At 46.8% G+C, this 14,600-nt stretch carries 10 protein-coding genes; 2 read left to right on the forward strand and 8 right to left on the reverse strand.

Annotated elements, in window-relative coordinates:
• The first annotated feature begins 74 nt into the window (after nt 1–74).
• Together R7Q39_RS08320 and R7Q39_RS08325 are read left to right on the forward strand one after the other, a co-directional pair.
• Nucleotides 75–1,700 carry an ABC transporter permease gene (locus R7Q39_RS08320; protein WP_132936919.1) on the forward strand — a complete coding sequence of 542 codons (1,626 nt, stop codon included), beginning with the start codon at nt 75–77 and terminating at the stop codon, nt 1,698–1,700.
• Nucleotides 1,700–2,731, forward strand: coding sequence for an ABC transporter ATP-binding protein (locus R7Q39_RS08325; RefSeq protein ID WP_017820405.1), 1,032 nt, complete (start codon nt 1,700–1,702; stop codon nt 2,729–2,731). The genes R7Q39_RS08320 and R7Q39_RS08325 overlap by 1 nt, the downstream gene beginning before the upstream one ends.
• 157 nt (nt 2,732–2,888) lie before the next feature.
• Here R7Q39_RS08325 and R7Q39_RS08330 read toward each other — a convergent pair whose 3' ends face one another.
• From R7Q39_RS08330 to R7Q39_RS08365, 8 genes are all read right to left on the reverse strand, one after another.
• Nucleotides 2,889–4,301: a phosphoglucomutase/phosphomannomutase family protein gene (locus R7Q39_RS08330; RefSeq protein WP_005380053.1), complete on the reverse strand. Its 1,413-nt coding sequence runs from the start codon at nt 4,299–4,301 to the stop codon at nt 2,889–2,891.
• Between the two features lie 125 nt (nt 4,302–4,426).
• Nucleotides 4,427–6,835: a GH36-type glycosyl hydrolase domain-containing protein gene (locus R7Q39_RS08335; protein ID WP_005380050.1), complete on the reverse strand. Its 2,409-nt coding sequence runs from the start codon at nt 6,833–6,835 to the stop codon at nt 4,427–4,429.
• Between the two features lie 84 nt (nt 6,836–6,919).
• Nucleotides 6,920–8,839, reverse strand: coding sequence for a beta-N-acetylhexosaminidase (locus R7Q39_RS08340; RefSeq protein ID WP_005380048.1), 1,920 nt, complete (start codon nt 8,837–8,839; stop codon nt 6,920–6,922).
• Between the two features lie 8 nt (nt 8,840–8,847).
• Nucleotides 8,848–9,738, reverse strand: coding sequence for an N-acetylglucosamine kinase (locus tag R7Q39_RS08345; RefSeq protein ID WP_005380046.1), 891 nt, complete (start codon nt 9,736–9,738; stop codon nt 8,848–8,850).
• 2 nt (nt 9,739–9,740) lie between these two features.
• Complete coding sequence (locus R7Q39_RS08350) at nt 9,741–11,480, reverse strand: glycoside hydrolase family 9 protein (RefSeq protein WP_176311151.1); 1,740 nt, start codon at nt 11,478–11,480, stop codon at nt 9,741–9,743.
• 63 nt (nt 11,481–11,543) lie between these two features.
• On the reverse strand, nt 11,544–12,539 hold the full coding sequence (locus R7Q39_RS08355; protein ID WP_054579087.1) for an ABC transporter ATP-binding protein: 996 nt from the start codon (nt 12,537–12,539) through the stop codon (nt 11,544–11,546).
• Nucleotides 12,540–12,586: 47 nt separating this feature from the next.
• Nucleotides 12,587–13,570, reverse strand: a complete 984-nt coding sequence (locus tag R7Q39_RS08360) for an ABC transporter ATP-binding protein (protein WP_005380040.1) — start codon at nt 13,568–13,570, stop codon at nt 12,587–12,589.
• 2 nt (nt 13,571–13,572) lie between these two features.
• Nucleotides 13,573–14,598: an ABC transporter permease gene (locus R7Q39_RS08365; RefSeq protein WP_025768199.1), complete on the reverse strand. Its 1,026-nt coding sequence runs from the start codon at nt 14,596–14,598 to the stop codon at nt 13,573–13,575.
• Nucleotides 14,599–14,600 lie beyond the last annotated feature (2 nt).

Raw genomic sequence — 14,600 nt, forward strand, 5'->3', positions numbered from 1 at the left:
CCCATTTGATTAAAGGATATGAGATGTATTTGCAACAGCATTTGTATTTCATACAGCCTTGCAGTAATTAGGCGATGAAAGATAAACACTCTTTATGGAAAACCAGTAGTGGGGTAATAACTCTGCTACTGGTTTTGCCGATCTTAGCGATCTTCTACACCGCAATTGGTGAAACGGATGATTTGTTTGCTCATTTAATGGCAACGGTCATGCCGACTTATATTTTTAACACGGTTGCGCTAACTGTTGGCGTAATGGTGCTGTCCTTAACTCTTGGTATTCCAAGCGCTTGGATAATGGCCATGTGTAAACTGCCGACCGAAAAATGGTTGCAGTGGGCATTGGTGCTACCTCTTGCAATGCCAGGTTATATCATTGGTTATATTTTTACTGATTGGTTTGATTTTGCAGGCCCGATTCAGATCTTTTTGCGTGATGTAACCGGATGGGGACCTGGCGAGTATTGGTTCCCTGACATTCGTACGCTGCCTGGTGCGACCTTTGTGTTGGCTTTGGTGTTGTATCCTTACGTGTATTTATTGTGCCGGGCTGCGTTTATGGAGCAAAATGTCTCTTTATTGCAAAGCGCGCGTTTGCTCAAGTGCTCTCCATGGGAAAGCTTTTGGCGCATCTCGATGCCGTTAGTAAGACCCTCTATCGCAGTGGGTTTATCATTGGTCGCAATGGAGACCATCGGTGACTTTGGTACGGTAAGTTACTTCGCGGTGAATACGTTAACCACAGCGGTCTACGATACTTGGTTGGGGTACTCTAATCTTAATGCGGCAGCCAAGATTTCTGCCATGATGCTCGTCATTGTAGTACTGCTTCTTAGTGCCGAACGATACAGCCGCCGTAAACAAAAGCTTTTTCAAAGCCAATTTAACAGTCACGAAGATTTTCGTTACGAGTTGACGGGCTGGAAAAAGTGGACCGCACTAGTTTGGTGCTGGGGCTTGGTTTCGGTCGCGTTTATTTTGCCGCTACTACAGCTGATTGATTATGCGATCACTTATTTTGCGCAGAGTTGGACCTCAGAGTTTCGTGAATACGCATGGAATAGCTTAGTTGTGTCTGTTATTGCTGCGATTATTGGTGTTGCTGTCGCACTGATCGTTAACTTTACCCATCGAGTCAATGGTAAACGAGAAAGCTTGGCATTTATGCGTCTTTCTTCTATGGGCTATGCAGTACCAGGAACGGTACTAGCCATCGGTGTGATGGTCGCTGTGCTGTTTATGGATCATCGTGTCAACGACGTTGCTAAAGCCATGGAGTGGGGAAGGCCGGGACTTATCTTTTCTGGTTCCATGTTCGCACTAGTATTTGCCATGGTTGTGCGCTTTTCCGCGGTAGCGATTGGTAGTATCGAAAGTAATTTAAATAAAATTTCTCCGTCGTTAGATATGGCATCGCGCACTATGGGTTGTAAGCCCAATGCCATGCTGTGGCGCGTGCACTTTCCGCTGGTTAAGCGCGGTGCACTGATTGCGGCTTTATTAGTGTTTATCGAGTCAATGAAAGAGCTCAATGCGGCTTTGTTACTTCGTCCGTTTAACTTTGAAACACTAGCCACATACGTTTATAACTTCGCCTCGGATGAGCATTTAGAATTGGCCGCTTTACCAGCGGTCCTGTTGGTTCTTGTTGGGTTGATCCCGCTTGTTGTTGTTAACCGTTCACTGGAGCAAAATCACTGATGAGCTGTGCATTATCAATTAAAAACCTAACGTGCCAATATGATGATCAAACCGTACTTGAATCATTGTCTCTTGAGGTAGAACAAGGGCAGATTGTCTGTTTGCTAGGAGCTAGTGGCTGTGGGAAAACAACACTATTAAAGGCCGTTGCGGGATTATTGCCGTTAACGTCAGGCGAAATGAGTCTAAATTGCGTCACAATTGATGATGGGGAAAACTGGTTGCCGCCAGAACAGCGTAACATAGGGATGATTTTCCAAGATTACGCACTTTTTCCTCACTTGACGGTGGCGCAAAACATTGCCTTTGGCTTAAAGCAGAGCTCGACAAAAGAGAAAAATGCTAAAGTTCAAGAAATGTTAGAACTCGTACACCTTCAAGGTTATGGCGATCGTTATCCTCACCAATTGTCTGGCGGACAGCAGCAGCGTGTTGCGATTGCTCGCTCATTGGCTTACAGCCCAGACTTATTGTTACTGGATGAACCGTTTTCTAATATTGATACGCAAGTTCGCCATGAGTTGATAAGTGAGATCCGTAAGATTTTTAAGGCCCAAGGTGTGACTGCCATTTTTGTTACGCATAGCCGTGAAGAGGCTTTTGCTTTCGCCGATAAAATGGCAGTGATGAACAATGGAGTCATCGAGCAATATGGCACAGCATCTGAGCTTTACTACCAGCCTTCAAGTAAATTTGTCGCTGATTTCTTAGGTGGTGGCAGCTACCTTGCTGCTAAACGGGTTTCGAATTCAGAATATGAAACCCACTTGGGCGTGGTTGAAGCCACGGCTCAACAAGATATTCCAGTACAGGCGGAGTGCTCTTTACTGCTAAGACCGCAGCATGTGCAAATTCAATCCGATGAAGATAGTTCGGTAACCGTATTGGAACAGCATTTTATGGGTGATCACTGCCGTTATGTGATTAACGCGAATGGTGACCGTTTGTTAGCTACAGCTTCGCAAGCATTAAATATAGGTGAGTCCGTCGCGGTGAAAATTGAAACGCAAGGCGTCCTGGCATTTGCTTAACGCTCCTGAGTATCTTTGCTATCTCGTTTACGACTTTCCAACATACAATAAAAAAGCCCGGCAGTGGAGCCGGGCAAGTGCTCTTCTCCTGTTGATGAGCGCCTTTTCAGACAGCGTTGACTCTCATCATAGTGCTCGAAGCGGGCACAAGGTTCAGTTATAAAGACAAGAAGTCTTTAAACTGTTGAAGAACACGTTCCGCAGTGTCCTTATCTTGCATCTCTGCAAAAATTCGTAGCAGTGGCTCAGTGCCAGAGAAGCGAGCGATGATCCAACCGCCGTTCTTGAAGTAGACTTTCGCACCATCTTCATAGCTGACTTTTTCGATTTCAAACTCGAACTCAGGCAACTGCTTTTCAACATAAATCTTGTTGAACAGTACGTCTTTTTGCGCTGGTTTGAACTTGCAATCGCCTTCTGCCATGTAGGCATAGCCGTACTTGCCGTAGATTTCATCCAGCAACTCAGACAGCTTCTTGCCGGTTACTGAAATCATTTCTACCAATAGGCTTGATGCGAATACGCCGTCTTTACCTTTGATGTGGCCGCGAATGGTTAGGCCACCAGAGCTTTCCCCGCCAATCAGTGAGTCATCCGCTTCCATTTGGGAGCTGATGTGCTTAAAGCCTACAGGAACCTCAAAGCATTTCTCGCCATGATCTTCGGCGACTTTATCGAGAAGGTGGGTGGTTGCGATGTTACGTACCACGGAGCCTTTCCAGCCTTTGTATTCAAGTAGGTAGTAGTAAAGCAGCAGTAGCACTTCATTTGGATGAATGAAGTTACCTTTTTCGTCGATAATACCAAGACGGTCCGCATCGCCATCAGTACCGATGCCAATATCGTAACCTTGCTCTTTCACTAGGTGCATCAAACGGTAGAGTGTTGCAGCGCTTGGCGAAGGCATTAACCCACCGAAGTCTGGGTTTTTGCCATCGTTAATCACATCAACGTCACAGCGGCCGTTGATTAATACGGTTTGCAGTGCGTTTTTCGCGACACCAAACATTGGGTCGATCAAAACACGTAAATTCGCCTTCTTGATCGCTCCGATGTCGATAAAGTCGATGATTGAGTCAACGAATTCGTTCATCGGATTGATGATTTCAATCAGCTTATCTTCAACCGCTTGTTCAAAGTCGACGCTTTTTACATCTTGCGCAGTGAGCGCGTCTATTTGTGATTCGATTTTTTGGGTGATGATTTCATCTGCGTCACGACCACCTTCAATGAAGACTTTAATGCCGTTGTAATCGGCAGGGTTGTGTGATGCGGTAATACATGCCGAGTATGCGCAGCCCATTTCTTTCGCTTTAAACATTACGATAGGTGTTGGGACAAATTTGTCGATAAAGCTAACCATAATGCCGTTTGCTGCTAGAACTTCAGCGAACCAACGACCTGCTTTATCGGAAAGAAAACGACGGTCATAGCCAATCACAAAACCGCGATCAGCAACCGATTCGTTATTCGTGATGTTTGCAACTGCTTGGGCAACCAAGCGTACGTTATCTTTGGTGAACTCCTCACCAATAAATGCACGCCAACCGCCTGTACCAAATTTGATCATGATTCGATCCTCGATAAGAGCGGCATCCCACCGCGTCTTAAATCTTTGCTAGCGAACCGATGCACTTGTAAAACATAAATGCACCGGATAAATCAAAAGGGGAGAAGGACTCCCCCAAAAGATGATTAACCTAGAGTAACGATAACTTCGTTTACTGAACCTTCCGCTTGAACTGGTACAGATGCACCATTTACAGCTTCACCGTTCACGGTAATCGACTTAACGCCTTTGCTTACTGAGTCTGGGTTAACGACTTTGATGTTGTACGTTGCTCCTAGCCATTGGCGAGTCACTTCGAAGCCAGGCCAGTTCGTTGGGATACATGGATCGATAGTTAGGCCATCGAAGCCTGTACGCACACCAAGAATAAAGTTGGTAACAGCGAAGTAAGCCCAGCCTGACGTACCTGTTAACCATGGGTGGTTTGCACGACCGTGGTCTTGGTGGTCACGACCCATGATGAACTGAACGTATGAGTATGGTTCTGCAATACGTTTTTCGATGATGTCGTTCTGGTTGTATGGGTTTAGCGCATCGTAGAACTTCATTGCACGATCACCACGACCCAGTTTCGCTTCAGCTACCCAAGCCCATGGGTTTGGATGCGAGAATATCGCACCGTTCTCTTTTACGCCTTGGTAAACACGAGTTACGAAGCCGATATCATCATTCGGTGTTGCAAAAGATGGTGAGTTTAGGTGGAGGCCGTATTCAGAGAATAGGTTCTCATCGACAGCGTCCATCGCTTTTTCTCCGCGCTCTTGAGATACCGCACCAGAAAGTACCGCAAGTGTGTTTGACTCTAGGTGTACACGACCTTCTTTTTGTTGCGCTGTACCGATCTTTTCGCCGTTTTTCGTTAGACCACGGATATACCAGCCGCCTTCTTCGTCCCAAAGGTGTGTTTCACACGCTTCACGCACGTTTGCTGCCATCTCGGTGTATTTTTCAACGTCGGCTTCCTTACCTAGGTATTTCGCTAGGTCGATGAACTCCTGCAGTGCCCAGAAATGTAGGAACGACACCATTGAAGATTCGCCGCCACCTAGGTTCAGACAGTCGTTCCAGTCTGCACGCAGACCTTTACAGATACCGGTTTGACCTACGTATTCAGCCGAGAAGTCTAGCGCGGCTTTCATGTGGTCATAAACCGTTGCATCGCCACCGTCGGCGTAAGGGATCACTTCGTCGAAGAAGCTGTGCTCACCGGTTTCCATCACGTACTTACAGATGGTTGGAACTAGCCATAGGTGATCATCAGAACAGGTGTCTTCGATGCCGTGAATTTTGTCTTCATCAGAAGGTGTTGGAACTACGGTTGGAGATTTAGATGGTTTAACATCCGCTTTTTCTGGATCAAACCAATCTGGATCGAATAGGTGTAGACCGTAGCCCGCTTTTACTTGGCCGCGCAGTAGGTCAACGATACGTTTGCGCGTCATTGCTGGATTAGCGTGAGGAACTGAGATTGCATCTTGCGCTGTATCGCGGTAACCAAGACCAGTACGGCCTCCCACCTCGATGAATGAAGCAAAGCGAGACCACACCACACACGTTTCCGCTTGGTATAACGTCCAAGCGTTGATCATGGTATCTAGACCTTCGTTTGGTGATTTCACTTGGAACTTGCCACAACGCTCATCCCAGTGTGCTTTGATACCCGCAAATGCGTTGTCGACTTCTGCAAGGTCTTGGTACTTAGCACGCAGACGCTCTCCGTTGCCTTTACCGATACCGAGAATGTAAGCAAAGCGAACTTCTTCACCCGGCTGAATAGTAAATTGCTTATGCAAAGAGCCACAGTGGTTGTAACAAGTTTGCGCTGTATTGAAACACTTACCTTGTTCTACCGCTAACGGGTTTGCTTCGTCACGGTATAGGCCTAGGAAGCTGTCACGTTGGCCGTCGTATGAATCTGGGGCAAATGTTGAAGCTAGGTAGTAGAAGCCTTCGAAATCGTTGGTGTTGTAGTACAGGTCGTACTCGATCACGCCTTCGTTGTAAGCCGTACCTGCCGAGTACAGAGACATCTGATGGTTTTGGTTATCAGATTGAATGTGGCTGAATGAGAACTCAACAAATGAGAATGCACTGATCGTACGTGGTTTGTCAGAGGTGTTTTTAATCACTACATCCCAGATTTCAGCGTCTTCGCCTTTTGGCACGAACAGAGTTTTTGTTGCGGTAATACCGCTGTATTCACATTTGAACTTAGAGTAAGACAAGCCGTGACGAACTTCGTAGTTTGCTTCGTCTAGGCTCTTCGCAACTGGTTGCCAAGAGATTGACCAGTAATCACCTGTCTCATCATCACGCAAGTAAACGTAGTGTCCTGGGCGATCGAATGTCGCATTTGGACGGAATTTAGTAACACGGTTGTATTCTGGAGAGTTGTAGAACGAGTAGCCACCCGCGTTGTGCGAGATAACCGTACAGAACTTCTCAGTACCTAGGTAGTTGGTCCATGGTGCTGGTACGTCAGGGCGAGTGATGACGTATTCGCGATTCTCGTTATCGAAATAGCCGTATTTCATTTGTGTCTTTCCTTTTTACGAAGCTGCATCAGCAGCCAAAATTTAAAAACTCTTCAAGCGTGATGTTTCGACATCAGTTTTGTATTACTTCCACGGTTTACGGTAATTCACTCCCTGCAAATCAAGCAGAGGTAGATGGCCTTTCAAGCGTGATAAATAGTCGGTCCAATCTCGGTGTTGTTTGTCTGTCCAACATGCTTCTGCCATTGCAGTTAAACGAGGGAAGATCATGTAGTCCATGCGAGGTTGGTTATTGATAATTTCGCACCATAATGCTGTTTGAATGCCCCAAATGCGCTTACGTATTGGGTCGTCAGCAGGCACTTCAGCGAGCGGCTCGTAGTTGTAAGCTTTTTCTAGTGGCAGTGGGTTTGCCCAGTCCACGCCCGGTTCTTCAGGTGCGTAGTCTTGGGTCATATCTAGGTAAGTGGTTTGTGCTGGTTGCAGCACCACATCAAAGCCTTGGCGAGCACAGTTCAAGGCCGCTTCTTCGCTTAGCCATGAGTAGATCACCGTATCTTTACTGACTTTGTCGCCGTGTTGAGCTTCTTCCCAGCCCAGCATGCGTTTGCCCAATTTACGAAGTTTGTCTTCGGCATAACGCAAGAAGTGTCCTTGCAAATCTTTGTAGTCGCTGTAACCCAGTTGTTCCATTAGTGCTTGGCATGCTGGGCTTTTTGACCATACGCCGTTAGGTACTTCGTCGGCACCAATATGAACGTAAGGCGCAGGAAAAAGCGCAGAGACTTCTTCTAGCACTTTGTCGATAAATTCATAGCTCCCCGGCAGAGCTGGGTTAATGACGTTGTCGTTGTAATGCTGAATACTGCGGTATTCGGTGGTATCTTCCGCTTCTACCAATAGGTGTGGTAACGACTTGATGGCGGCTCGGCAATGACCAGGTACATCAATTTCAGGAATGATGGTGATGCCGCGTTGCGATGCAAATTCGATAACGTCTTTGATGTCTTCTTGTGTGTAGAAGCCGCCGTAACGTTCATCAAAGTGCGTGTACTGTGGTTCATTGATCTCATCCAATCCGCGCCAAGCACCAATATCGGTCAGTTGAGGCAGTGATTTGATTTCAATTCGCCACCCCTCATCGTCGGTAAGATGCCAATGGAACGTATTGAACTTGTAATGAGCCAGTTGGTTGATCAAGCGTTTGACTTGCTTAACGGAGTGAAAATGACGAGCACAATCCAGCATCATACCGCGGTAACGAAAACGTGGCCTGTCCTTGATTGAACAGCAAACTACTTCCATTGAGTTAGGTTGATCGCCAACTTTGATTAGTTGTAATAACGTTGCACAAGCATGGGTAAAACCAGACGAAGATCCTGCTTCAATTTTGATTGACTCTTCGGCTACTTTCAGTTTGTAAGCGCCTTCATCCAAGGTTGGGTTGCCTTTGAAGATGATCTGACTGCCATTGTCTGATGCGAACTCAAATTGGTGAATGCGCTTAAGCTCATCAAGTAGCCATTCTTTAGCTGAATTGGCCAGGCTTGAATAAACCGCGACGCCAGCATGATGATCAAAGCTAAAATAGTGATCGCTGACCTCAATATGGTTTGGTTTTGGCAGCAAGGGCTGTGCATGGGTTAAACTTGCAGGAATCTCACTGCGTTCACGGTATGGTGAAGCTAATACGATAGGCGTGACATCCACTTGTGCGCGCTGTGGGTTTCCATCAACGACAAAGTTGATCATCGCTTCGTTAAAGCCATCCGAGTAATAACGGAATGGGTTCGAACCAATACTGAATTCACAGTAATAGTGATGGTTGGCAGCCAGTACCACCCCTTCTGGCTTAAGTGTGCAAAAACTACCAATTTGAGTCAGTTGACCATTTGAAACGCTGTCTGGAAGAATGTAACGATCGAAAGCGAAAGTTAAGCTCCAGCTGTTTAGGTCTTGGTCGCTCAAGTTATGAAAGGTGAGGCCAAAGCGGCAGTTTTGTTTCTGCTCAGAAAGGACTACGAGATCAACACGATATTCCATATCTACTCCTACGCCGCACTGAGCGAGTAAAGGTTATGTTCTGGTTTGCCAGCAAACATAATTGCGCCTTCAATCGCGTCAAACTGTGGCTCAACAATCCATTGCTGAACTGGTGGTGAAAGCCAACGTACAATGCGTTCAGCTATGCTGCCCATTAAACAAATACGTGTTGCGCCGCGCTTGTTTAATGCCACGAGAAACATTTCTATATCCGCTGCGGTTTGCTTCAGCATTTCAATGGCCAGTGCATCGCCTTGTTCCGCATGTTGGAAAATAGCCGGAGAAAACTGCCCATAATCACGAGGAAGCGCCTGTTTTGACCACGCCACCACGTTGTCGACCTCATTTTCGAAATGCGTCATAACGTGTTGTGCTAGGGGCGTTTTTTCTCTGATGCCATCTTCAGCTAACAAAACTTGCTGAACTAGGCGTAGCCCCATCACTGCACCGCCACCTTGATCCGAAATAGGGAACTCACGACCACCGACAACGTGTTGCTCCAATCCGTTAAGGTAGATGCCACAAGAACCGGTTCCCGCAATCATGATTGCGCCATCTTCGCCATTGTGCGCACCAACGCACGCACCGTAAGCATCGGTATTCAGAGTCATACTGGCAAATGGATGAGGAAGAGACATGAAGGCTTGCCAAGATGCTTTGTGCTCTGCGCCAGCAAGGGCTAAGCCGACGTGCATCGACGCGAAATCTTGTTGTGTCAGACCGCCTTGCTCGGTAGCCGAAGTGATGGATTCAAGAATCGAAGCCATTGCTATTTCAGCACCTAGCATGATGTTGGCACTGCCGCTTTTGGCCTCGCCAAGAAAATTACCTTGTGAATCTTTAATCCTGGCTCGACATGACGTGCCGCCACCATCGATACCGACAAAATACATTCCCATGATTATTCTTCCTTCATATTTTTAGAGGTCGCCAACTGAGAAACATGCTGAGCTTGACTCATTATCGCGAGTAAGTACCAAGCGCCATGCGGGATCCATTGTTCGCCCCAGCGCCAGTTTTGTAACACGTCTTCTTTTTGTGCAGGTGGGTTAAATGCAATGTCTTCCTCGTCTTCAAAGCCGCCAGTGATTCCGTTACACACGCCACCTTTTGCGTTGAAGAAACCATATTGAGGGAGGTAATCAGGGTTGTTACTACCATGGCCATCTAGCATGCACATGTCGTATGGGTTTAAGCCTACAACCCAGTTCAATGCATCTTGAGCAAACACAGAAAGTTGTTGCTGTACTTCTTGCGACGCTATATGCGGTTGAGCAAGGTACGCCATGGTCGCGAGTGAGCCCAGTCGAGCATTCTCGCCTTGCCACCAATAGCCGGATTCATTGTTGTGTGCGACAAAAAATGCCTCGCGTTTTGACTCATTTACGCCTTTAACATATTGGCGAGGGTAACCGAATGGGTTGATCACTTTATTCGATATTGTGACCTCAAACTCACACGCTAGGTTGACGATACGTTTTACCGATTCCGCTCGTGCTGAGTCGTCTTCAATTGATAGATATTCGCATAGGGCAATAACTGGTAGACCAGCTTCGGCTGCGTGAAAATATGGACGGCTGCCGTCTTGGTTTGCTGACCAAAAGTGTTGAATCTGCTCATCGCTCATTTGGCGTGCAACTAAACGTTGCGTCCACAAACGGCTCTCTTCCAAGTAGCGAGTTTCTTTGGTTGCTTTAAACAGTTCTACACAAGCCAGTAGCGCACAGTATTCGTCGATAATGTTTTCTTCCCCATCATTGAGGTACTGCGTATTGTGCTCTTTTAAGTGCCAGTAACCATTTTCGGCAGCGTTGCGGTATTTTTGTTGATCGTATTCACCGTGAACACTTAAACGCGACGCTGCCGCTAGCGCTGCAATGGCGACACCGCCACCTTGTCGAAAGCCTGCTTGATAGTCGTCAAATTTGTGACCAAGTTGAGTTTCGTACGCGCAAATCTCGCGTTGCGCAGTATCTTTGCTCCACTTGTCAAAGACCGTCATGTAGAAAAAGCCTTTTTCGTTTTGCATACGCACAAGAAAGTCTGCACCGAACAGGGCTTCTTCAATCAGACGTGTACGTGTGAAAGCTGCAATGTCTTCGCTTCCTTCAAGCAATGAAACCCCTTTTAGGATGTTCCAAACCACCATTGGGGTTTGTTGAGGATTCAAATAATTCGCGTATGAAAGGTGACTTAAATACTTGCTAACGTCTCCTGATGCGTCGTACCAGCCGCCGTGTACATCAACCTTTTTATTGGAGTTTAGTACTGGAAGTTGTCGATCTTGTTGATCGAAGATCCCGCCGCAACGTTGCGATTTGAAGTAGTGGATCACATCTGACAAAGTTTGATCCAACAGAATGTGTTCGCCAACGATGAAAGAGGAAGAGCGCGTATCTTCTACTTGCAAGAAATAGTCACCTGACGTTGTGAAAGAGGAAAAGTCGATGAGGTAGAAATAGCCCTGATGCCAGTTCGCCACTTTACCTTGTTCTTCAACCGCAAAAGTTGCCACGGTTTGCTCGCTAGTGGCACAAATCAATTGAGCAGTGTAAGAAGACAAGTGTGGTTGTTCGGTCTGGATAATGGCTTTCTTTGGGCCCAGACGTTCATAACCAATGTGGTTAGTCAGTAGCAGCATTCAATGTCTCCGGGAAACGATAAAAACAGGAATGGGCCAGGCTGAACCTGACCCTCGTTATGATTAATCTTCAAATAAGTAACAGCGGACAAAGTGGTTGTCGGACAGTTGAGTGACGCCCGGTAGTCGTTCGCGACATTTGTCGGTAGCGTGTACACAACGTCCAGCAAATGGACAGCCGACAGATTCTGGTGTCCAAAGTGGGATTTCCCCTTTGTTGCCTTTCAGTTTCTCGTGAATAGACTTCGATGGATCTGGAACCGCAGATACCAACAGTTGCGTATATGGGTGTTGAGGATCGTGAATGATTTCTTCAGTATCGCCCCATTCAACCATGTGACCTACGTACATGACCGCGAGATCTTCAGCAATGTAACGCGCTGTTGCGATGTCGTGAGTGATGTAAAGCAGAGACATTTGTTTCTCGAACTTCATCTCTTCCATCAAGTTCAGAACACCGGCACGGATTGATACATCGAGCATCGATGTTGGCTCATCCGCCAATACCACTTCTGCACCAACTGCGATGTTACGAGCTAGGTTTACACGTTGACGCTGACCGCCAGATAGCTGGTGCGGGAACTTTTGCGCCGTTTCTTTTGGTGGAATAAGACCAACTTGTTCAAGTAGGTCGTACACACGCTCTTCCAGTTCTTTCTTGTTGCTAGGTGAGACCTTTTTGTGGATTAGCAGTGGTCGAGCAATATGGTGGAAGATATTGTGCGTTGGGTTTAGCGAGCCAAACGGGTCTTGCCACACCATTTGTACACCTTCACGGTAGGTCATTAAATCGTGACGAGAGGTGATGTCTTGGATATCACGACCTTTGTATTCAATGATGCCATCGGTTGGTGCGTACATTTTTGCAATCATTTTTGCAGTAGTAGACTTACCTGAACCAGATTCACCTACCACTGACAAGCCGCGGCTCTTGTACATTTTGAAAGAGACGTCGTTGATTGCGCGCATCTTAGATTGTTTGATTGAGTTACTGTTTAAAGGGAAGTCCTTAACGACATTTTTACCCTCAATCAGCAGTTCGCCGAATTGTTTGCTCATAATTCTCTCCAGTGTAATTTTTGTTCTTAGCTAGCGTTTTTTTGTTGTTAAACCTTAGCTTGAGCAATGGTGTCGCCGTACAAATGGCAATTTGAGAGGCGACCTGGTTCAATTTGACGTAATTGGGTTGGTACACGTGTACATGCTTCATGTACGCGATCGCAACGAGCTTGGAAGCGGCAGCCCCGTGGTACTTCTAGCAAGTTCAACGGGTTACCTGGAATACCAGTCAATTTGGTCTTTGGTCCAGTTAGTGGAGGGAAAGAGCTACCCAAACCTTTGGTGTAAGGGTGGTAAGGACTTTCCAGAATTTGCTTAGAAGGCGCGACTTCAATCAACTCACCTGAGTACATGATGCCGATACGATCCGAGAACTCGACCATCAATGACAAGTCATGTGTGATGAATAGAATTGAGAAACCAAACTCTTCTTTAAGCGCGTAAATTTTTTGTAGAATTTCACGTTGAACCACTACATCCAATGCGGTAGTCGGTTCGTCCATGATGATCATTTTTGGGTTCAGAGCCAAAGCGATTGCGATTACTAGACGTTGACGCATACCACCAGAGAACTGGTGCGGGTAATCACTCAATCGGCTAGGGTGGATATCAACGATTTCCAGCAGACCTTCAGCGCGTGTTTTTGCTTGAGCGCGAGTCATATTGGTATGACGCATGATGACGTCACAGAACTGCTCTTCCATGGTTAGAACAGGGTTCAAAGCGTTCATCGCACTCTGGAATACCATCGACATTTCACTCCAGCGGAACGCTTGCATGCGATCATCGCTGTACTGAAGGATATCTTCACCGTTGAAGATAACCTCACCACCTGTGATAAACGCTGGCGGCTTATGAAGGCGCATTAGTGAGAAGGCAACAGTGGATTTACCACAGCCAGATTCACCAGCCAGACCGAATACTTCACCGGGTGCAATGTCGAAGCTCACGTTGTTACAGGCGCGGACATCGCCCGCGTCTGTGATGTAGTCTACGCATAGGTTACGGATGGAAATTAGTGGTGCAGTCATGATTATTTATCTCCGCTCCATAGTGCATTTTGTGGTGCCAGTTCAGGCTCACGCTCTTTCTTGTCTTTTGCTGCTAGTTTTTTCCAGCGTTTCATGCCTTTGTGAGAACGAAGTTGAGGGTTCGCAATTTCGTCAACGGCAAAGTTCAACAGAGCAAGACCAGTAACCAGTAATGTTAGGGCAATACAAGGTGCTAGTACTTCCCACCATGCGCCAATCAGCATGGCTGATGAGGTTTGCACGTTGTAAAGCATGATGCCCCAACTGATCGTGTTGGCATCACCCAAACCTAGGAACGAAATGACCGCTTCAGTGTTGATCGCCAGCATTACTGAGCCAATGAAGCTCGCACCGACAATTGGGATAAGGTTTGGTAAAATCTCAACAAAGATGATGCGGAATGAAGACTCTCCCAATACTTCGGCAGCTTTAACGAACTCTTTCTCGCGTAGTGCCATAGTTTGAGAGCGGACAACACGTGCACCCCATGCCCAAGAAGTACCAGCGATAATCAAGGCAATGGTGAGTGGGCCTGCTTCACCGATAAAGGCCGCCAACACGAATAGCAATGGATACTGCGGAATTACTAACATGATGTTCATCGCGGCACTCAATACGTCATCCACTTTGCCTCCGAAGTAACCTGCCGATATACCAATGACTGTTGCTAAGAAGCACACGATGATGCCAGCGCCAAAACCTACACCCAGTGATACTCGTGCACCGTAAGCCACTTGCGACCAGATATCGCGACCCATTCGGCTAGTACCTAATACGTGGTCAGCCTTTTTAGACATAATCAGCGTACGACGATCGTCTGCTAGGTTTTTAGCGACCCAACCATCAGGATTGTTTTGTGCCTGTTTTACAACAAAGCTTGGGTATTCGTGTGGGTTACCGGTTCGCTTGTCTGGCGCATGCTTTGTAAGTAAAGGAGCGGCAATCGCAACGAACACGAACAGCGTAACAATGCCAAGACCAATGCGAGCAAATGCGTTACCCAAAATAAGTTTGAATAGTTCTTTCATGA

The sequence above is a fragment of the Vibrio sp. 947 genome (assembly GCF_033339115.1).
In the GTDB taxonomy this organism is placed as follows: Bacteria; Pseudomonadota; Gammaproteobacteria; order Enterobacterales; family Vibrionaceae; genus Vibrio; species Vibrio alginolyticus.